Source organism: Pseudomonas sp. KH_027, assembly GCF_057838565.1.
On the sequence record NZ_CM174470.1, the window covers coordinates 848,663 to 869,100 of the forward strand.

Below are 20,438 nucleotides of genomic sequence, written 5' to 3' on the forward strand. Positions count from 1 at the left end.
TCTCTTATTCGGTTAACGCGCTGTTGTTTTCGCGTTTAGGCGTTGCGCGTTTTTTGCTGGCGGCCGGTTTGAAGCCGGCAAAGAAATCGCGAACCTGTTCGCTGGATACCTTGTCGATGCTCGGCGGGTTCCAGCGCGGCGATTTGTCTTTGTCGATGATCAGCGCCCGAACGCCTTCCATGATGTCGCCTTTGGCAAACCACTGGTGGTCCAGGTGTAGTTCCAGCTCGAAACACTCATCGAGGGACAGGCAGCGGCCACGCCGGATCAGTTCCAGGGTCACGCTCATGGCCAGCGGCGAGCGACTGTCCATGATCTTGACGGTTTCTTCGGCCCAGTCCTGAAACTCGGGGCGGTTTTCGGCCAGCAGCGAAGCGCGGATGGCGGCGATATCCGGCAACGCAAAATGTTCGTCGATGGCCTGACGGAAGGCCTTGAGTTCCGCGCCCGGCAGCTTGTTGTTGGCAAGGGTGGCGAGCAGCGTGCGCAAGGCTTCCTGCGGCGGTGTGGTCCAGCTCATGTTGTCGAGGCAGCGATCGAGCTCGGCGAGCAGTTCGCCGGGCAGGCACCAATCCGCCAGGCGCGCATAAATGGCATCGGCCGCGCGGATCTGGATGCCGGTGACGCCCAGATAAAGCCCCAGTTCGCCATGCAGGCGCGAGAGGAAATAACTGCCGCCGACATCGGGGAAGTAGCCGATGCCGACTTCCGGCATCGCCATCTTCACGCGCCCGGTAATCACCCGCAGCGAGGTGCCTTGCACCAGGCCCATGCCGCCGCCGAGAACGAAACCATCCATCAGCGCCAGGGTGGGTTTCTTGTAGTTGTGGATGTACTGATCGAGGGCATATTCCTCTTCGAAGAAGATGCTGTGCAGGGTATCCCCGGCCTGGTAGCTGTCGTACAGCGAGCGGATGTCGCCACCCGCGCAGAAGGCTTTATCGCCCGCCGCGCGCAGTACCACGGCGAGCACCTGCGGGTCGTCCTCCCAGGCCTGCAGTTGCTGCCAGAGCAGGCGGATCATGGGCAGCGTCAGGGCATTCAGCCCGCTCGGGCGATTCAGGGTCAGATGGCCGATACGGTTGCGTACGCTGGCCAGAACAGGGGCCTCGGTTGCGCTCATGCTCAGGTGTCCTTGCGGTACAGGTTGATGATCGCCGAGAAGTCCAAACCGCCATTACCCTGAGCGCTGAAGGTCTGGTAGAGCTGTTGGGCGAGGGCGCCGAGGATCACCGGCTGGCGGATCTGTTTGGCCGCTTCGCTGGCCAGGCCGAGATCCTTGAGCATCAGGTCGGTGCCAAAACCGCCGCTGTAACCCCGCGCGGCGGGCGCCGTTTCCAGCACGCCAGGGAACGGGTTGTAGGTGTCCGAACTCCAGCAGCGCCCGCTTGAGGTGTTGATGATGCCGGCCAGCACCTTGGCGTCCATGCCCAGCGACACACCGAGGGCCATGGCTTCGGCGACACCGATCATGGAGATGCCCAGCAGCATGTTGTTGGCGACCTTGGCCACCTGGCCGTTACCGGACGCACCGCAATACACGATGTTTTTGCCCATGGCGGCGAGAACCGGCTGAGCATGGTCGAAGTCGGCTTGGCTGCCGCCGACCATAAACGTCAGGGTGCCGGCCGCCGCGCCACCGGTGCCGCCAGAGACCGGCGCATCGAGCATCGGGTTGCCGTTCTTGGCGGCGGCGGCCGCTACGTCACGGGCGCTCATCGGGTCGATGGTCGAACTGTCGATCAGCCGGATGCCAGGCTTGAGATGGGCCAGCAGGCCGTCTTCACCAAGGTACACAGCCTTCACATGTTGCGCGGCCGGCAACATGCTGATGATGAGCTCGACACCACTCGTGGCCAGCTCCGCCGGGGAGGCTACGGCCTGTGCGCCGGCCTCTACCAGCTGCGCCACCGAGGCTTGCGACAGATCGAAAACCTTGAGCGAGTGGCCGGCCTTGATGAGGTTCTGGGCCATTGGGCCGCCCATGTTGCCGAGACCGAGAAAGCCGATGTGCATGGTGGATGCCCCTATTGTTCTGGTGATGGTTTCAGAGATGCTTGAACTGCGCCGGGCGCTTCTCGACGAATGCCGCCATGCCTTCTTTCTGGTCGGCGGTGGCGAATACCGCATGGAATATCCGCCGCTCGAAGCGCACGCCTTCGCTCAGGCTGGTCTCGGATACACGGTTGATGCATTCCTTGACCATCATGGTGCTGGGCAGGGATTTCTCGGCGATACCCTGGGCGGCCTTGAGGGTTTCCTCCAGCAGCGTTTCCACTGGCAGCACACGGGCCACCAGGCCGGCGCGTTCGGCTTCATGGGCGTCCATCTGGCGGCCGGTCAGGCACATTTCCATGGCCTTGGCCTTGCCCAGGGCGCGGGTCAGGCGCTGGGTGCCGCCGATGCCGGGTAGCACGCCGAGGTTGATTTCCGGTTGGCCGAAACGGGCGTTCTCAGCGGCGTAGATGAAGTCGCACATCAACGCCAATTCGCAGCCGCCACCCAGGGCATAACCAGCGACGGCGGCGATCAGCGGCTTGCGCCGATTGGCGATGCGATCGGCCGGGGCGAAGAAGTCGTCCAGGTAGATCTGCGGATAGCCGAGCTCAGCCATTTCCTTGATATCGGCACCGGCGGCGAAGGCCTTGGCCGAACCGGTGATGACCATGCAGCCGATCTGCGGGTCTTTCTCGAACTGGTCCAAGGCCAGGTTCAGCTCGGCGATCAGCAGGCCATTGAGGGCATTCAGTGCTTTGGGGCGATTCAGGGTGATCAGCCCGACGCGTCCTTGCACCTCGATCAGCAGGGTTTCGAATTCCACGAAGGTGTCTCCAGAGGCAGGCCGACACCTTGCGGCGCCGACCTTGGCCGGTCATTTCAAGGTGATGGTGGTGTTCACGCTGCCGCCGACTTCGTTCTCGTCGAACCAGCGTTGGGTGACGGTCTTGGTCTGGGTGTAGAAGGTCACCACCTGCTTGCCGTACGGGCCGAGGTCGCCGAGCTTGGACGCGCGCGAGCCGGAGAAGGAGAACAGCGGTACCGGCACCGGGATCGGTACGTTGATGCCGACCTGACCGACGTCGATCTCTTCCTGGAAGTGCCGTGCTGCCGCGCCGGAGCGTGTGAACAGGGCGGTGCCATTGCCGTTCGGGTTGGCGTTGATCAGCTCGATGGCCTCGTCCAGGCTGTTGGCGTGCACCACGCAGAGCACCGGGCCGAAGATTTCTTCGCGGTAGATGGTCATCGCGGTGGTGACGTTGGAGAAGATGGTCGGGCCGACGAAGTTGCCGTCCTGGTAGCCCGGCACGCTCGGGTTGCGTCCATCCAGTTCGAGCTTGGCGCCTTCCTCGATGCCGCTGGCGATCAGGCCGCTGATGCGGTCCAGGGCGGCGCACGAGATCACCGGGCCGATGTCGGTGCCCGGCTCGGTGCCGGCATTGATCTTGAGGGTCTTGGTCCGCTCGATCAGCTCCGGCAACCAGGCCTGCGCTTCACCCACCAGGATCACCACCGGCAGGGCCATGCAGCGCTGGCCGGCGGCGCCGAAGGAAGCGCCCAGCAGGTTGTTCAGGGTCTGCTGCTTGTTGGCATCCGGCAGGACGATGGCGTGGTTCTTGGCGCCCATCATGCACTGCGCGCGCTTGCCGTTCTGGGTGGCGCGGTTGTAGACATGGGTGCCGACCTTGGTCGAACCGACGAAGGACACCGCCTTGATGTCCGGGTGATCGCAGATCAGGTTCACCGCCTCGACGCCGCCGTGGATGACGTTGAGCACGCCCGGCGGTACACCGGCTTCCATCGCCAGTTCAACCAGGCGCATGGTCACCAGCGGGTCCTGCTCGGAGGGTTTGAGGACGAAGGTGTTGCCGGTGGCGATGGCCATCGGGAACATCCACAGCGGGATCATTGCCGGGAAGTTGAACGGCGTGATGCCGGCGCACACGCCCAGCGGTTGCAGCAGGGTGTAGGTATCGACACCGCTGGCCACATTGTTGGCCAACTCGCCCAACTGCAGGTTGCCGATGCTGGCCGCGTGCTCGACCACTTCCAGGCCGCGAAATACATCGCCTTCGGCATCCGGCAGGGTTTTGCCCTGTTCGGCGGTGAGGATCGCCGCCAGCTCTTGCATGTTTTCGCGGATCAGTTGCTGGTACTTGAGGAACACGCGGGCGCGGGCGCCGATCGGCGTTTTGCGCCAGCTCTTGAAGGCGTCCTTGGCACTGGCGACGGCGGCGTTCATCTCCTCGGCAGTGGCGAAGGGCACGCGGGCCAGCACTTCCTGGGTGGCCGGGTTGACCACGTCGCGCCATTGCGTGGTTTTCGACTCGATCAGCTTGCCGCCGATCAGCAGTTTGACGGTTGGAACAGCGTTTTGGGTGAGTGTTTGCGCGGTCATTCTGACTCCAGCCTTTCAAGGGCAGATCTGTGGTGGATCTCATCGCGGGTGACTTGAGAACCTTGGCTTCGATCCTATCAGTGCGTTTTTGTGGGTGGCAATGTGTGGTGGTGCGAGGGTATTCTGCGTTTTTGCACAGTAACAGGGCCGGCTTCATGGATTGGGATAACCTGCGCTTTTTCCTCGAACTCTCGCGCACGAGCAAGCTGACGGCTGCCGCACGCCGGCTGGAGGTTGACCACACCACGGTTTCACGCCGTGTTCAGGCCCTTGAAAAGAGCCTGGGTGCCCAGTTGTTCACCCGCGGTACATCGGGTTACAGCCTGACCGAGGCCGGCAGGGATCTGCTGCCGCAGGCCGAGGCGATGGAAAGCGCTTTTTCCGCCATTGAACAGGCGAGGGCAGGGCAGACAGACAACCTCTCCGGCCAGGTGCGGATTGGTGTGACGGAGGGCTACGGCTCAGTGATGCTGGCGCCGCAACTGGCGGAGTTCACCCGGCGCTATCCGAACCTGGGCATCGACCTGCTGGCCGTGCCTCGGATGGTGCATCTGTCGCGCCGCGAGGCCGACATCGTGATTACCCTGGAGCGCCCCGAACGGGGGCCGTTCATCATTACCAAATTGACCGACTACGTGCTCAAGCTCTATGCCTCCGTCAGCTACCTGGAGCAGCACCCACCGATCAAGAGTCGGGATGATCTGCGCGAGCATGGCTTTGTCAGCTATATCGACGACCTGCTGTACAGCAAGGAGCTCCTCTATCTCGATGAAATCGGCAAGCCCCGGCATGTCGCATTGCGCAGCACCAGCATTCTCGCGCAGCAACAGGCCACTGCGGCCGGCGCCGGTATTGCCATCCTGCCGTCATTCTCCGCGGACCCGGACCCACGGCTGAAACGTGTGCTGGGCGAGCAGGTCGAATTCACCCGGACGTTCTGGATGTTGATGCCGATCGAGCTCAAGGACATCGCCAGGATGAAGAGCACCTGGAGTTTCCTGCGGGAGATGGCAGAGGCGAACCAGGAGCTACTGATGGGGCGGCGGCCGACTTGAGCTGTCGCGCTTGAACGCAGCGCCGTTTCAAACGGTGCGGCAGGCGGGTTTCAGCTGGTCAGCGGTTGAGCATTGCAGGGCGGATGGTGGTGCAGTTCGGCTGATCCAATGGTTGCTGCCTGTGATGCGCAAGCAGAGGGCTGACAAGATCAGCAGCAGCTTAGCTCACGCTCACGCGTGCGGGTTCGGCGCTGAGGCGTTGCGTGCTGAAGCTATGCAGCAAGTCTTGCAACGCTTGCAGTGGCAGCGGCCGGCTAAGCAGATAGCCCTGGATGAAGTCGCAGCCGTGTTTACGCAAAAACTCCAGCTGTTGTGGCGTTTCCACGCCCTCGGCGACCACCTTGAGTTTCAGGGTGTGGGCCATGCCAATAATTGCTTGCACGATGTCCATGCCTTGCTGGGACTCGGGGATGTCTTGAACGAAAGAACGATCGATCTTCAGGGTGTCCAGTGGTAGGCGCCGCAAGTAGGCCAGCGATGAGTAACCGGTGCCAAAATCGTCGATCGAGAGGGCTACGCCAAGATTGCGGATCTGTTGCAGCAGCTCTGCGGCGTGGTTGATATTGCCCATCAGGGCGTTCTCTGTGACCTCCAACTCCAGTCGCTGGGGCTGCACGCCGCTACTCTGGAGGGCGTCCCGCACCTCCAGGACGAGTTCATCGCGCCCCAGGTTGAGCGCCGAGCAGTTCACCGCGACTTTCAGTTCGGCAAAGCCCGCGTCACCCAGCCGCTTGAGGTCGTGGCAGGCGCGGCGTAGTACCCAGGCATCCAGTTCGGCGATAAAGCCGTTGGCTTCGGCGATGCCAATAAAGCGATCCGGTGTCAGCAGGCCATGCTGCGGATGCTGCCAGCGCACCAGGGCTTCCAGCTTGCTGAGCTGGCCGTTACTCAGGTCGAGAATCGGCTGATAGTAGAGTTGCAGGTCATGTTCCCTGAGCAGCGCTTCATGCAGCTCCTCTTCCAGTTGCAGCTCGAGGGAAACCTTGGATTTCAGGTGCGAGCTGAAGAAGTGCAGGTTGTTGCGCCCGCTGCCTTTGGACTGATAGAGCGCCAGATCAGCGTGTTTGAGCAGTTCCTCGCAGGTTTTGCCGTGCTCCGGGAGCAGGCTGATGCCGATGCTGGTGGTCATCACCAGGCTACGGCCAAACAGCGCAATCGGGTCTTTCATCTTCTCCATCACCCGCTGCGCCAGTTCCCGTGCTTCATCGCCCTGGCGCAGGCTGGCCAGGATGCAGAATTCATCGCCACCGAGCCGGGCGATCACATCGTGCTCGCGCACGGTGCCGCGCAGGCGTTCGGCGACCACCTTGAGCATCTCGTCGCCGGCATCGTGACCGAGGCTGTCGTTGATCCGTTTGAAGTGATCGATATCGAGAAACATCACGGCCAAGGCCTGGTTGCACTGGATATGCTCTTGCAGTTTTTCCGCGAACAGCTGATTGAAGCCACGGCGATTGAGGAGGTTGGTCAGCGCATCATAGTGGGCGGCTTGCTGTAGCGAGGCGCGGGCGTGGTCGAGCTGGCTGAGCAGGGCGTTAACCCGGAGCAAGTCGCGCTCCTTGCTTTCCAGTTTCCTGTCGGCCCAGGCCGCGCTGATCGCGCTGCCGATGATCAGCAGCGCGATCAGGCCGATGGTCAGACCCAGTTGCCAGCTGTTTTCGGCGGGTTGCAGCTGCAACGGAGTGCCAAGCGGAACCACCAGGCTCAGTGACCACATACCGGTGAAGTGCATGGAGACAATGGCGGCGCCCATCACCAGGCTGGCCAGGTACTTCAGCATCTGGTGGAAATAACCATCGCTATTGCGAAAATACAGGGCCAGTAGCAGGGCGATAAGGCTGGCAGCGATGGCAATCAGGATCGACAAGACGAACAGCCAGGGCTGGTAATACTGGATGGCGGGGGAGCGTATTGCGGCCATTCCGCTGTAGTGCATGGTGGCAATGCCGAGGCCGATGCAGAGGGCCGCGAGCACGTATTGAGCCGGACGCAAGTGTTCGTGGCCAAGGGTGTGCATGGCCAGCAACGCGGCAATGAAGACGATCAACAGCGAGGCGGCGGTGGTCGGGATGTCGTAGAGGATCGGGACCGGAGCCTGGAAGGCCAGCATGGCGATAAAGTGCATGGACCAGATGCCACCGGCCAGGCAGAAGGCGCCGACCCAGCGCCACATCAGCCGTGCACCGCGGCGTTCGGCATGTCCTACGCGTTCCGCCAGGTTAAGGGCGGTCAAACTGGAAGCCGAGGCGACCACATAGGCCAGGAGCACCAGTAACGGGTTGTAGTTGCAATGGAGGATTAGCTGCCCGCCAGCTGGCAGTTCAGAGATAAATTGCAAGCCCAGCCAGTGCATAGCGCGCACCCCTATTATTTTGGCGCCGGCTTCTTCTGGCGACAGGGCGCATGGCAATTTGGCATCAGTATAGTTAGTACGTTGGTTCTGCAAGTTTTGACGGGTTGATGACGCCAGACACCTGGCGACCGTGACTGTATCCAGCCGATCTAAAGCGCTCGCAGCAGGTACTCGGCTTCGGTGAAGGCCGCGGTCAGCTCAGGCGGGCTGTCGAGCGCGGGCCGGGCTTTATCTGGGCTCGCGAGCTCACCAGGATCTGTGAGCAGCAGGGGATACTGAAGCGAGGACTGATGGTGTCCGGCGCATGCGCCGGGGATTATTTCTTGACCCACTGGCCCTCGGGGGTTTTTACGTAAGTCCCCGGTGCCGTTTTTTCTATGGCTTTCTGCCCCGTCAGACGGGCTATCTGATCCAGGGTTGCGCCATTTTTCTTGGCAATGACCTCATAGGCATCGCGACGCTTGGCATTGATGTCCGCGGCAAGCCGTACGGCGTCAGGAGTTGCCTTGACCACCCCGAGGTAACCTTCGGGTCGCTCCCCCACCATTCCTTGCGACTTGGCAGCATCCAGGTCAAGCGCCATGGCCAGCGAACCGCAAGCCAGCAATGCAATGCGGGTGGCGGCGCCGGATGTGAGTTCCGCACGGAGCGTGCCAGCCGGGCGTGACCCGATTGCCGCTGCCGCCCACTTCGCCCGACATGTCGGGCGGAGCCTGGGTATCGTTCGCATGGCTAGCGACAATCCTGATGTCGCCGTCCCTGCGCGCCGTAGCCGGTGCGTCGTCATGAAGGCCAGCCTCGGGGCGCCGCCGAATCACCGGCGCCACTCGCTGCAATGCTGCCGCGTTTTGGGCTGCCATGGTTGCGCTCCGCGTCGGCCGGATGCCTCCGATTTTGAGCGCGTCACCGCGCCGCACCTAGAGGCGCAACGATCCGATGCCGAGCGGCCGGATGAATGGAGCCGCTATTTCGGACGTTCGGCCGGTAGAGAGACACGCCGTCGTCTACGCTCGGACGATCAGGCAGAGATGGCCGACGCGCAGGCAGGGCACCGCCGTGCCTGAGCACGATAGTTGTGCGGCACGCAGCACATTCATTTGACGTGGTCATTGCGTGCACCTGTCATCAATGAAATGGAGGTTGCCATGCCGAAGTACGTCATTGAGCGCGAGATCCAGGGAGCCGGAGCGCTTACAGGGCGAGACCTGACAGCGATCTCGCAAACGTCCTGTAAGGCGTTCAGTCAGGTGGGGCCGCACGTGCAGTGGCTTCAACGTTACGTAACGGGCGACAAGCTTTACTGCGTGTATATCGCACCGAACGAGGCGCTGGTCAGGGAGTACGCCAAGCAAGGCGGCTTTCCCGCGAGCCGCATTTCCCACGTCACATCGATCATCGAACCCACCACGGCGGAGTAGTGCCGTCCAACAGGGCGTTCAGCGCAGGACCGGGGCCGAGCAGCGGCCACCGACCTTCGCAGCAAGAGCGTCCGCATATTCCCAGCACGGATTCCAGCACCCGAGGAGTCAGACATCATGAGCGAACCCATCGATTTCAACGCCCTGAAAAACCGCCAAATGGCTTCGTGGGCCAGTGGAGACTATGCCGTGATCGGCACCACCTTGCAGCTCGTCGGCGAGCTGCTGGCGGAGGCATGCGACCTGCGTTGCGATGAACGTGTGCTTGATGTGGCGGCCGGCAACGGCAATGCCACGCTCGCCGCTGCGCGTCGCGGAGGCAAGGTGACCTCGACCGACTATGTGGCCGAGCTGCTCGAACGAGGCAAAGAGCGGGCGCGTGCAGAGCACCTGGAGGTGAGCTTCCAGGTGGCCGACGCCGAGGCACTGCCTTTCGAGGACGCGAGCTTCGATGTCGTGCTTTCGACGTTCGGCGTGATGTTCACGCCCGACCAGGCAAAGGCGGCCGCCGAGCTGGCGCGGGTGTGCCGCCCGGGAGGGCGAATCGGTCTGAGCAATTGGACTCCAGAGGGCTTTGTCGGCCAGATGTTCAAGACGCTGGGACGCCATTTGCCACCACCGGCGGGTGCACAACCGCCTTCGCTGTGGGGGGTCGAAGCACATTTGCATTCGCTGTTCGGCGAACGCGCCGCCGCGATCGCTGTAACGCGACGGTTGTTCAACTTCCGCTACCGCTCGGCCGCGCATTTCATCGAGGTTTTCCGCACCTGGTACGGACCGGTTCACAAGGCCTTCGCGGCTCTGTCCGCCGACGGCGCCATGGCACTGGAGCGCGACCTGACGGAACTGCTGAACAGTATGAATCGGGCGGCTGCCGACTCGCTGGTCGTGCCGAGTGAATACCTCGAAGTGGTCATCACGCGGCGCTGAACCGAACCTGCGACCCAGCCAGTGGGCGCCGTTGCACATGGAGCCGAGATCGCGCCGACGCGTCCAGCGTTGTCGCGCGGGCCTGGTTGCGCCGGGTCGGCTGCACGCAGGCCGGTAGAACAGGTCGCGATGGCGATCAGTACCTCGGCCCCCGGGGCCTCTGCATTCACGCCAACGCGAGCCGTTCGGCGCAGTGGCGTGCGCGTCTGTGGCCATTGCCCTCGCTGATAGGTATATCCCACCCTGGAATGGGTTAAGCGATGGATCATGGATGCAGTCATCACGCTCATCCCAGTGTTAGGACCATGAGCGTTAGGTAGCGAGCGCCCTTGGCCAGGGTCACGATCAGCAGAAAGCGCCACAACGGCTCACGCATAATCCCCGCGACCATCGTCAACGGATCGCCAATAATCGGCAGCCAACTGAAGAGCAATGACCAGCGACCGAAGTGCCGATAGGCGCGCTGTGCTTTCTCCAGTTGCTCCTCGCTCACTGGGAACCAGCGCTTGTGGCGCAAGTGCTCGATGGAGCGCCCGAGAAACCAGTTCACTAGCGAACCCAGTACGTTGCCGATAGTGGCGACTAGAAGCAGGGCCCAGGCCGGATAAGCGTCCAAGAGCAGGAGGCCGACCAGCACGCCCTCTGACTGCAAGGGCAACAGAGTGGCGGCGCCGAAAGCGGCCAGGAACAGGCCCAGGTAGCCGGTGAGCTCCAGCATGAATGTGGTGACTTAAGCGCTCAAACCGATCCAGCCATGAAAACCGACGTAGAGACCGACGCCGATGATCAACAAGCTGGACAAGTAAGGTGCACGCCGTGCGACTGCGCCGAACCACGGCCAGCGATTCGACGCCTGTCGGGCGCCCAATGCCGCGGCGGCGCCGACGGTGACCAAAGTGATTGCCAGCCCGATACTGAAGCACAGCACCAGAATCCCACCCAGCGCGACCTCCTTCACCTGCAGGCACAGCAACAGAACGGTGATGGCTGCGGGGCAGGGAATCAGCCCTCCAGTCAGGCCGAACATGATGATCTGCCCGGTGGTGACCTCACGGTTGGTAAAGCGCTGGCGAATGTCGTTGGCATGAGCACGCGCGTGGGCATCCTGATAACCCTCCAGCGACAGCTCCAAACCTTTCAGCTCGGCATCTGGGTGGTCATGGTCGTGCTCGTGAAAATCCAGGTCATAGTCGTGCGAATGACTCGCGTGACCAAGGCTCAGTCGCGCAGTGAACTCATGGGGCTCCGGGATCTCATCGACCGACTCGAGATAGCCACCGCGATCCGCGAAGCGGAACTGCTGGATTTGTCCGCTTGGACGAGTGGTCTGCAGGCTCATTTCCTCGGTTGGCCAGGCATGCCCGCTGAGTGCCTTCAGTCGCCACCGAGGCGGTACACCCTCTTCGAAAATGGACAGTTCGATGCGGCCGTGGCCAGTGTCGATACGGTGCGTTTCATCATGATGGCCGTGCGGGTGATCATGCTCAGCGCCTTCCTCGAAGCGCCACATCTGTTCGCCACGCCAGGTGCGCCAGAGCATCCAAAGCGCGATGGCAATGATCAGTGCAGAGGAGGCGAGCTGAAAATAAGGCTCGGTGGTTTCCGCATCCAGGCCCTGGCCCAGGTACATGCCACCCAGCGCCACCAGCCAGACTACCGCAGTGTGCGAAATGGTCGCTGCCAGGCCCAGCAATATGGCCTGTTTGACTGTGCCGCGAATAGCCACAATGAAGGCGGCCATCATGGTTTTCGAGTGCCCAGGCTCCAGGCCGTGCAGCGCGCCTAACAAGATGGCGCTGGGAAAATACAACCACGCCTGCGAGGCGCCTTGTTGCAAGACTTCGGCAAAATTCGACACGGGCAGGCCTATAGGTACTTGGTGATTTGCTTGAATTCTTCCAGCGGCGCGCGCTCGCCACTAGTGAGCGCGCCGACCGTGTGTTCCAGGCAGTGATCGATGTGATCCTGGATCAGGGTGCGCTTGGCCTGGCAGACGGCTTTTTCCACCGCGTGCATCTGCTGGGCGATGTCTACGCAGGCGCGGCCGTCCTCGATCATGGTGATGATGCTGCGCAGATGACCTTCAGCCCGCTTGAGCCGCTTGATGATGTCGTCATGGCTTTGGTGCGGATGGTTGTGTTCGCTCATGGTTTGAGCCCATGCCTCGATGAGTCAAGGCCACACCCTATCCCCCTGGGGGGGATAGGTCAAATGCAGCGACCTGGGTTCTTCTTGCTCCCCAGAGTGGCGTAGAGGTGGAGTGTCACCCTTGACTACCTGCAGTAGCGCGCGCCGTCGGCAGATGCCGACGGCGCATCAAGCGGTAGGCCGCCGGAATGACGAACAAGGACAGCAAGGGCGCGGTGAGCATGCCGCCGACCATGGGCGCGGCGATTCGGCTCATCACTTCGCTGCCGGTGCCGCTGCCCCAGAAGATCGGCAGCAAGCCAGCGATGATCACCGCCACCGTCATGGCCTTGGGACGCACGCGCTGTACGGCGCCTTCGCGGATCGCCGCGACCAGCCCACGCTCGGTGCGGTCACCGGCATCTTCACATTCGGTCCAGGCGTTCTTCAGGTAGAGCAGCATGATCACGCCGAACTCGGCAGCCACCCCGGCCAGGGCGATAAAGCCGACGCCGGTGGCCACCGACAGGTTGAAGCCGAGCAGATAGAGAAACCACACCCCGCCGGTCAGGGCGAAGGGCAGGGTGGCCATGATCAACAGCGCTTCATCGAAGCGGGCGAAGGTCAGGTAGAGCAGCACGAAGATGATCAGCAGGGTGGCCGGCACCACCAGTTTGAGCCGTGCATTGGCCCGCTCGAGGAACTCGAACTGCCCTGAGTAACTCAGGCTCATCCCCGGTTGCAGCTTGACCTGCTCGCCCACGACCCGGCGCAGGTCAGCGACCACCGAGGCGATATCCCGGTCGCGCACGTCGATGTACACCCAGCCGGAAGGCCGCGCGTTCTCGCTCTTGAGCATGGGCGGTCCATCACTGACCTTGATCTTCGCGACACTGCTCAGGGTGATCTGGCCACCCTGCGCGGTGTAAATCGGTAGCTGTTCCAGCGCGCCGAGCGAGTCGCGCCATTCACGGGGATAGCGCACGTTGATCGGGAAGCGGGCTAGCCCCTCGATGGTCTCCCCGACGTTTTCGCCACCGATGGCGCTGGCCACGATCGACTGCACATCGGCGATATTCAGCCCATAACGCGCAGCTGCTTGGCGGTCGATATCCACATCGATATAACGCCCGCCGGCCAGGCGCTCGGCCAGGGCCGAGCTCACGCCTGGAACGCTCTTGGCCGCACGTTCGACCGCCTGGGTGACCTGGTCGATCTCCGCCAGGTGGGTGCCAGCGACTTTTACCCCGACCGGGCTCTTGATCCCGGTGGCGAGCATATCGATGCGGTTGCGGATCGGCTGTATCCAGATATTGGTCAGCCCCGGCACACGCACCACCCGATCCAGCTCCGCCACCAGCTGCTCCTGGGTCATCCCTGGTCGCCACTGTTCGCGCGGTTTGAACTGAATGGTGGTTTCGAACATCTCCAGCGGCGCCGGGTCGGTGGCGGTTTCGGCGCGCCCGGCTTTGCCGAATACATGCTCGACCTCGGGCAGCGTCTTGATCAGCCGATCGGTCTGCTGCAGCAGCTGAGATGCCTTCTGCGCCGACAGCCCAGGCAAGGCCGATGGCATGTAGAGCAGGTCGCCTTCGTCCAGCGGCGGCAGGAATTCACCGCCCAGCCGCGAGATTGGCCACAGCGCACTGAGAAACACCAGCAGGGCGGCCAGCAGGGTGACTTTGGGCCGGCGCAGCACCGCATCCAGGGCCGGTTGATAGACCCGGATCAACCAACGGTTCAGCGGGTTCTGTTGCTCGCTGGGAATCCGTCCGCGAATCCAGTAGCCCATCAGTACCGGTACCAGGGTCACCGATAGCCCGGCCGCCGCCGCCATGGCGTAGGTCTTGGTGAAGGCCAGCGGGCCGAACAGCCGGCCCTCCTGCGCCTCCAGGGTGAACACCGGAATGAACGACAGGGTGATGATCAACAGGCAGAAGAACAACGCCGGGCCGACCTCGACTGCCGCGTCGGTCATCACCTGCCAGTGATGCTCGCCCTGCAACGCCTCCCCAGGATGGGCCGCGTGCCAGGCCTCAAGCTTTTTGTGGGCGTTCTCGATCATCACCACGGCGGCGTCGACCATGGCGCCGATGGCGATGGCGATACCGCCGAGGGACATGATGTTGGCGTTGAGCCCTTGGTAACGCATGACAATGAACGCGATGAGTATGCCAATTGGCAGCGAGATAATGGCAACCAGCGAGGAGCGCAAGTGCCAGAGGAATACCGCGCAGACCAGGGCGACGACGATGAACTCCTCAAGCAGCTTGTGGCTGAGGTTCTCCACGGCGCGGTCGATCAGTTTGCTGCGGTCGTAGGTGGTGACGATTTCAACCCCGGCCGGCAGGCTGTTCTTCAGCTCGTCGAGCTTGGCTTTGACCGCGGCAATGGTCTCGCGGGCGTTCTTGCCGCTGCGCAGGATCACCACGCCGCCGACCGTCTCGCCTTCGCCGTCGAGTTCGCTGATGCCGCGGCGCATCTCCGGTCCCAGCTGGATGGTCGCCACGTCGCCGAGGGTCACCGGCACGCCGCCGACACCGAGCCTGAGCGGAATCGCGCGGAAGTCGTTCAGTGTCTTCAGGTAGCCGGAAGCGCGGACCATGAACTCGGCCTCCGCCATCTCCAGCACGGCGCCTCCGGTTTCCTGGTTGGCCTTGCCGATCGCGCCTATCACTTCGGCCTGGGTGATCCCCAGGCTGGCCAGCCTGAGCGGGTCGAGCACCACCTGGTACTGCTTGACCATGCCACCGATAGTTGCCACTTCCGCGACGTTCGCCAGGGTCTTCAACTCGAACTTGAGGAACCAATCCTGCAGCGCACGCAACTGCGCCAAGTCGTGTCCGCCGCTGCGATCCACCAGGGCGTATTGGTAGATCCAGCCCACACCTGTTGCGTCTGGTCCCAGGGCAGGCTTGGCGGTAGATGGCAGACGACTTTGGATCTGGCTCAGGTACTCCAATACCCTTGAGCGGGCCCAGTACAGGTCAGTGCCATCTTCGAAGATGACATAGACAAAGCTGTCGCCAAAAAAGGAGTAGCCGCGCACGGTCTTTGCCCCAGGCACCGAGAGCATGGTGGTCGCCAGCGGATAGGTGACCTGGTTCTCGACGATCTGCGGTGCCTGGCCGGGGTAGGGGGTACGGATGATCACCTGCACATCGGAGAGGTCCGGCAACGCATCGATGGGCGTGCTCTGCACCGACCAAATACCCCAGGCCGTTGCGAACAGCGTGGCCAGCACCACCAGAAAGCGGTTGGCCACCGACCAGCGAATAAGGGCGGCGATCATGGCTGGCCCCCGAGCTTTTCCAGGCGCTCAACCAGCAGCCCAGCGTCGGTTTGGCGCACTGCCACACGAACCTTGTCGCCCACCTTGAGCCCTTGCATCAGGGCGGGGTCGGCCAGTGGGAAGGTCATGCTCATGGCGGGCATGCCCAGCGTCTTGAACGGTCCATGGGCGAGGGTCACGCCCTTGTCGTCGATCTCGACGATCTGCCCCTCGGCCTCATGCAAGGCAAGGGCGGCATTGGCCGGCTCAGGCATTGGCGCCGTACTCGCGACTATGCCCTTGAGGCTGGCCTCGGAGTCGAGCAGAAATTGCCCGGAGGCGACCACCTGCTGGCCTTCCTCAAGACCGTTCAGTACCACCGTTTGGCCTTCGCTTTCCCGTCCAAGCTGCACCTCGACAGGTCGGTAGCGCCCAGGGGCTTCGGCGAGCATCACCAGGGCCCGGCGGCCGGTGCGGATGACCGCCTCGCTCGGCACCCACAACAGGCTTTGCTCAGCCGCACGGCTCAGGCGTACCTGGGCCGTCAATCCCGGCCTGAGGCGGCCGTCAGGGTTGGGCAGTTCGACGCGCACGCGAACCGTGCGGCTCTCCGGATTCGTCTCGGGCAGAATGGCGCCGACCCTGCCGCCGAGCACTTCCCCGGGGAAGGCAGGAAGGCGCGCCTCAACCACCTGACCAACGGCAATCGTGCCAGCCTCGGCCTCTGGAACGGCCACTGCGAGCCAGACGCTACTCAAACCGTTGACTCTGGCCAGGGTGTCGCCGGCTGCCACGCTCATCCCGGCACGCACATCCAGCGCCTGCAACACACCGCCAATCGGGCTGGTGAGGGTCAGGATCGGCTGGCTCCTGCCGCTGCGTTCCACCTGGGCAATCAACGCTGCCGGCATGCCCGTGAGGCGCAGGCGTTGGCGTGCCGCCGCCAGCAAGCCGGGGTCACCATTGCGCTTGAGCGCGAGGAACTCCTCTTGGGCGGCGGCCCATTCCGGGACCAACAGGTCGGCCAGCGCGGCATTGGCTTTGAGCACATCGCCTGGTGCGCGGGCATAGACCCGCTCGACAAAGCCCGCGGCACGCGCCTGCACCACAGCGATATCCCGTTCGTTGAACGCCAGCACGCCGACCGCCTCCAGGCTGCTGGCGCGGGCCTCGCGGGTGACTGTGGCCAGGCGCAGGCCAAGATTCTGGGTCACGCTGGGGTCGATGCTTACAACGGCGTTGTCCGCCGCTGCATCGGCGTATTGCGGCACCAGTTGCATGTCCATGAAGGGCGATTTACCCGGCTGGTCGAATTTTTGCTGCGGGTACATCGGGTCGTACCAATACAGCGCTTGCCGCTCTTCTTGCGCGCTAACATCGGCCGTGGCGGTCTTGCCGGGCATTTCGTCCATGCGCTGCTGAGCGAGCCAGTAGCCGCCGGCAACGCCGAGGGTGGCCGTCAAGCCAGCCAGCAATGCCCCTTTCCAGATATGGGCCGTCATTGGCTGATCTCCCCGTAAGTGAAATACAGGCGGGAACTGGTCAATGCCCGCTGTTCTTCAAAGTCGATATGTTTGAGTCGTGCTTCGATCAGTTCGCGGCGGGCGGCGATGACAGGCGCCAGGTCGCCTTTGCCGGCGCGGTAGCTGGCCATGCTCAACCCCAGCTTTTCCTCGGCCAGGGGCACTAGGCTGTCCTGGCTGCGGCGCACCGCGCGGTTCAGGCGCTGGTATTCGGCAAGATCATCTTCCAGCTGCTGGGCATGCTCGCGGGTGAGGGCTTCGCGTTCGGCCTCCAGTTGGTTCAGCTCGGCATGCTTGGCGGCGATCTTGGGGTTCTGCCGGGAGCCGGGGAATAGCGGCAGGTCGACGCTGAATTGCACGCTCATCATGTCGCCGAACTCGCGGCCACGGCGCTGGTAATCGAGTTCCCAGCTCCAGTCGGAGGTCTTTTCCGCCACGGCCTCGCGCACCTTGGCCTGCGCCTCGCGGGTCATCGGCGCGAAGGCCGTCAGCGCCGGGTGATGCTGCAGTTTGTGGGCATACCCCGCGGCATCGATGGGCCACTCCGGCAAGTCGCCAGCCAGCGGCTCATCGGCGGCCGGGCCGATCCAGCGCCGGAGTGCGGCGCGGGCCTGCACACGCAAACGGATCAGTTCGTCCTGCTGCTCATCCAGCAGGGCCGCCTCCTGTTTCGGCGTCACGGCATCGGCGGCCTGCGCACGGCCGCCGGCGATCTGCGCCCGGACGACATCCGCCAGCAGGCGATTCTCGCGCAAGAAATCCTGGAACAGTGCCTGCTTGCGCTCCACCGAGTAGCCGCTGATCCAGGCCAGCGCGGTGGCCTGACGGACATTCAGGCGCTCGACCCGGCTTTCGGCCGTGGCGCGCTCAACGGCTGCCTCAGCCACCGCGACACGCGCCCGGCGCTTGTCGCGGCTGGGCACCTCCTGCATGACCCCGACCATCTGCATGGTCATGAAGTCCTGATCGATGCTCCAGCGCTCGGGACCGCCAATGGGATAGTTCTGCACGCCCAGCAGTAACTTCGGATCGGGTAATTCGCCGGCCGGGATGGCGGCACTGTTGGCGGCTTGCAGCTTGGCCGCCTGGGCGGTCAGCGAAGGGGCATTGTCTTCGCTCAAGCGCAAGGCTTCGTCGAGTGTCAGCGGGGCGGCCAGGCTCGGCAATGCCAGCACGGTTGCCATCAGGGCAGCCGCGACGGGCCAACCTGTGCAATAGCGTTTGGAGTGCATGTTGATGATTCCTGTGGTGATCCGGCGCGCCGCTCAAGCGAGCGCGCAGGCCAGCCATCCCGCGGGTGGCGGGGTGGAGCTCAGCGAGGTACAGGAATCAAGCGCGGGGAGGTCGCCACACCCCGGAAGGGGCCTGGGCAGGCAGGAAGTCGCTGGAGAAGGAAGCCACAATGGGGCTGGACAACGTGACGGGAGATTTCACGCTCGATACTTGCAGCATGCTAGCGGTCTGGCATTCCTGACCGGGCTTGCAGGGTTTGCCGTGATCGGACTGGCTGCCCATCTCCTGGCAACAGTCCAGGCCCGCATCCCCACTGGTTCCAGGCGCCATCATCGCCGTGCCCGCCACTTTCATCGGGCAAGGTTCTGTCGCGGCTGCGAGGCCCGCCATCCCACTCAGGGGAAGCGCCAGGCTAATCAGGGCGATGAGGCAAAACCGCAAGTAGCGTTTCATGCGTGCCAGTCTAGCCGGTGATGCAGCGCCCAACAATGCAATGAGTTGGAAGATTTGGAAGCGCTTGCGGGTGCAACCAGGTGCCCTGTCGAGGCGTCCTGAATCATTGCACCACTGCCGGGTGACTATACTTTTGCGCATGCCCACTCAGAACGGCCCTTATCGCGTGCCGGGCGCCCGCTACCCGTCAGCTGTGACTCGATACCCCTCCAACTCCGCTAGGTTTCCGAATGAACGTGCAGTTCTTGCGGCCTCTGGTGTTTGTCTCGGCGGCGCTGATCCTGGCCTTGTTCGGGGCCTGCAGCTCATTACCGACCATCGTGCCCGATATGGCGCACAGCAGCGCGCCACCCGTGACGCTCGATGGAACGCGTGGGCCGCTGTCGGCCGAGCGCAGCAAGGCCATCCTCGACCGGCTCAAGGCCAGCGGCGCGGAAACCAACATTTTCGACCTGCATCTGGCCGTTGAAGAGGCCATCGTCGGCAGTCCTCTGACGGACGGTAACAAGGTCGAGTTGCTGCAGGACGGTCCACGCACTTATCAGTCGATGATCGCCGCTATCGATGCCGCGCGCGACCACATCAACATGGAGACCTACATCCTCGATGACGACGAAGTTGGCCAGCGCTTCGCCGCAGCGCTGATCGCCAAGCAGCAGCAGGGCGTGCAGGTCAACCTGGTCCGCGACAGCGTCGGCACCCTCGGCACGCCGACCGAATTTTTCACCCGCCTCACTGAGGCGGGTATCAATGTGCTGGAATTCAACCCGGTCAACCCGCTGACCGCCAAGACCGGCTGGGATGTAAACCAGCGGGACCACCGCAAGCTACTGATCGTCGACGGGCGTATTGCCATCCTTGGCGGTATCAATATCAGCAGCGTCTATTCGGGCGGGTCATTAAGGCGCCCCTCGAAGCCCCGACCCGATGGTGAATTGCCCTGGCGCGACACCGATTTGAGACTCGAAGGGCCGGTTGTCGGTGAACTGCAAAAGTTATTTATCGAAACCTGGGAAAAGCAGAAAGGTGAACCGCTTGCGGCGCGCCACTACTATCCAATGGCAGAGCGCAAAGGCCGCGAGGTCGTGCGCGCGATAGGCAGTTCGCCGGACGAGCCCTACAGCCTGATTTATGCCACGTTGATCTCGGCGCTGCGCAGCGCCCAAACCGAGATATGGCTGACCAATGCCTACTTCGTGCCCGATCCGCAGTTTTTGGAGGTGCTCAAGGACGCTGCGGGGCGGGGCGTTGACGTGAAGCTGATTCTGCCCAGCCAAACCGATTCGTGGTTGGTATTTCATGCCGGGCGCACCTACTACACCGAGCTGTTGAAGGCCGGCGTCAAGCTTTATGAGCGTGGCGATGCGTTGCTGCATGTGAAGACTGCGGTGATCGATGGCGTGTGGTCCACGGTCGGTTCGACCAACCTCGACTGGCGCAGCTTTTTGCACAATCAGGAGGTCAATGCGGTGGTGCTCGGCACCGAATTCGGCGAGAAGATGCGGGCGGCGTTCCGCGCCGACCTGCAAAAGTCGAATGCGATCACCCTGGAAAAGTGGCAGCGCCGCTCGCTCGATGTGAGAGTCAAGGAGATGGTTGCACACATCTGGGAATACTGGCTTTGATGCGCGCGGCGAGGTACGCCGGTACTGCGGACAGTAAGCTTTGGGGCGCAAGCG

At 63.0% G+C, this 20,438-nt stretch carries 17 protein-coding genes; 4 read left to right on the forward strand and 13 right to left on the reverse strand.

What is annotated here, in order from left to right:
- Positions 1-4 precede the first annotated feature (4 nt).
- From AC3IYG_RS03920 to AC3IYG_RS03935, 4 genes are read right to left on the reverse strand one after another with little or no spacing between them, the layout of a single operon-like run.
- The gene (locus tag AC3IYG_RS03920) at positions 5-1,123 is read right to left on the reverse strand and encodes an enoyl-CoA hydratase/isomerase family protein (protein WP_489312421.1); all 1,119 of its coding nucleotides are present in this window, start codon (positions 1,121-1,123) and stop codon (positions 5-7) included.
- A gap of 2 nt (positions 1,124-1,125) precedes the next feature.
- Positions 1,126-2,016 (reverse strand): 3-hydroxyisobutyrate dehydrogenase, encoded by an 891-nt coding sequence (gene mmsB / locus AC3IYG_RS03925; protein ID WP_489312422.1) that lies wholly within the window; start codon positions 2,014-2,016, stop codon positions 1,126-1,128.
- 31 nt (positions 2,017-2,047) lie between these two features.
- The gene (locus tag AC3IYG_RS03930; RefSeq protein WP_489312423.1) at positions 2,048-2,821 is read right to left on the reverse strand and encodes an enoyl-CoA hydratase; all 774 of its coding nucleotides are present in this window, start codon (positions 2,819-2,821) and stop codon (positions 2,048-2,050) included.
- A gap of 51 nt (positions 2,822-2,872) precedes the next feature.
- On the reverse strand, positions 2,873-4,396 hold the full coding sequence (locus AC3IYG_RS03935; RefSeq protein WP_489312424.1) for a CoA-acylating methylmalonate-semialdehyde dehydrogenase: 1,524 nt from the start codon (positions 4,394-4,396) through the stop codon (positions 2,873-2,875).
- A gap of 155 nt (positions 4,397-4,551) precedes the next feature.
- On the opposite strand from AC3IYG_RS03935, the gene AC3IYG_RS03940 reads away from it, so the two are divergent.
- On the forward strand, positions 4,552-5,451 hold the full coding sequence (locus AC3IYG_RS03940; protein WP_489313834.1) for a LysR family transcriptional regulator: 900 nt from the start codon (positions 4,552-4,554) through the stop codon (positions 5,449-5,451).
- Positions 5,452-5,611: 160 nt separating this feature from the next.
- Here AC3IYG_RS03940 and AC3IYG_RS03945 read toward each other — a convergent pair whose 3' ends face one another.
- The gene (locus AC3IYG_RS03945) at positions 5,612-7,804 is read right to left on the reverse strand and encodes a putative bifunctional diguanylate cyclase/phosphodiesterase (RefSeq protein ID WP_489312425.1); all 2,193 of its coding nucleotides are present in this window, start codon (positions 7,802-7,804) and stop codon (positions 5,612-5,614) included.
- A 316-nt stretch (positions 7,805-8,120) separates the two neighbouring features.
- A complete protein-coding gene (locus tag AC3IYG_RS03950; RefSeq protein WP_489312426.1) occupies positions 8,121-8,387 on the reverse strand; it encodes a YdbL family probable chaperone protein in 267 nt (88 codons plus the stop codon).
- A gap of 562 nt (positions 8,388-8,949) precedes the next feature.
- Between AC3IYG_RS03950 and AC3IYG_RS03955 the strand changes: the two genes are divergently transcribed.
- Together AC3IYG_RS03955 and AC3IYG_RS03960 are read left to right on the forward strand one after the other, a co-directional pair.
- On the forward strand, positions 8,950-9,222 hold the full coding sequence (locus AC3IYG_RS03955) for a DUF4242 domain-containing protein (protein WP_489312427.1): 273 nt from the start codon (positions 8,950-8,952) through the stop codon (positions 9,220-9,222).
- A gap of 117 nt (positions 9,223-9,339) precedes the next feature.
- Positions 9,340-10,152: a class I SAM-dependent methyltransferase gene (locus AC3IYG_RS03960; protein ID WP_489312428.1), complete on the forward strand. Its 813-nt coding sequence runs from the start codon at positions 9,340-9,342 to the stop codon at positions 10,150-10,152.
- A gap of 286 nt (positions 10,153-10,438) precedes the next feature.
- Here AC3IYG_RS03960 and AC3IYG_RS03965 read toward each other — a convergent pair whose 3' ends face one another.
- The 7 genes from AC3IYG_RS03965 to AC3IYG_RS03995 form a co-directional block, all read right to left on the reverse strand.
- The gene (locus AC3IYG_RS03965; RefSeq protein WP_489312429.1) at positions 10,439-10,870 is read right to left on the reverse strand and encodes a YqaA family protein; all 432 of its coding nucleotides are present in this window, start codon (positions 10,868-10,870) and stop codon (positions 10,439-10,441) included.
- A gap of 12 nt (positions 10,871-10,882) precedes the next feature.
- Positions 10,883-12,010 carry a nickel/cobalt efflux protein RcnA gene (locus tag AC3IYG_RS03970; protein ID WP_489312430.1) on the reverse strand — a complete coding sequence of 376 codons (1,128 nt, stop codon included), beginning with the start codon at positions 12,008-12,010 and terminating at the stop codon, positions 10,883-10,885.
- A gap of 8 nt (positions 12,011-12,018) precedes the next feature.
- A complete protein-coding gene (locus AC3IYG_RS03975; RefSeq protein ID WP_489312431.1) occupies positions 12,019-12,300 on the reverse strand; it encodes a metal-sensing transcriptional repressor in 282 nt (93 codons plus the stop codon).
- 115 nt (positions 12,301-12,415) lie between these two features.
- Positions 12,416-15,571 (reverse strand): efflux RND transporter permease subunit, encoded by a 3,156-nt coding sequence (locus AC3IYG_RS03980; protein WP_489312432.1) that lies wholly within the window; start codon positions 15,569-15,571, stop codon positions 12,416-12,418.
- A complete protein-coding gene (locus AC3IYG_RS03985) occupies positions 15,568-17,052 on the reverse strand; it encodes an efflux RND transporter periplasmic adaptor subunit (RefSeq protein WP_489312433.1) in 1,485 nt (494 codons plus the stop codon). Before AC3IYG_RS03985 ends, AC3IYG_RS03980 begins: the two co-directional genes overlap by 4 nt.
- Positions 17,049-18,305 carry a TolC family protein gene (locus tag AC3IYG_RS03990; RefSeq protein ID WP_489312434.1) on the reverse strand — a complete coding sequence of 419 codons (1,257 nt, stop codon included), beginning with the start codon at positions 18,303-18,305 and terminating at the stop codon, positions 17,049-17,051. The genes AC3IYG_RS03985 and AC3IYG_RS03990 overlap by 4 nt, the downstream gene beginning before the upstream one ends.
- Positions 18,306-18,402: 97 nt before the next feature.
- Entirely contained in the window at positions 18,403-18,759 is a 357-nt protein-coding gene (locus tag AC3IYG_RS03995) for a hypothetical protein (RefSeq protein WP_489312435.1), read from the reverse strand.
- A gap of 230 nt (positions 18,760-18,989) precedes the next feature.
- Between AC3IYG_RS03995 and cls the strand changes: the two genes are divergently transcribed.
- Positions 18,990-20,384: a cardiolipin synthase gene (cls, locus tag AC3IYG_RS04000; protein ID WP_489312436.1), complete on the forward strand. Its 1,395-nt coding sequence runs from the start codon at positions 18,990-18,992 to the stop codon at positions 20,382-20,384.
- Positions 20,385-20,438: the final 54 nt, after the last annotated feature.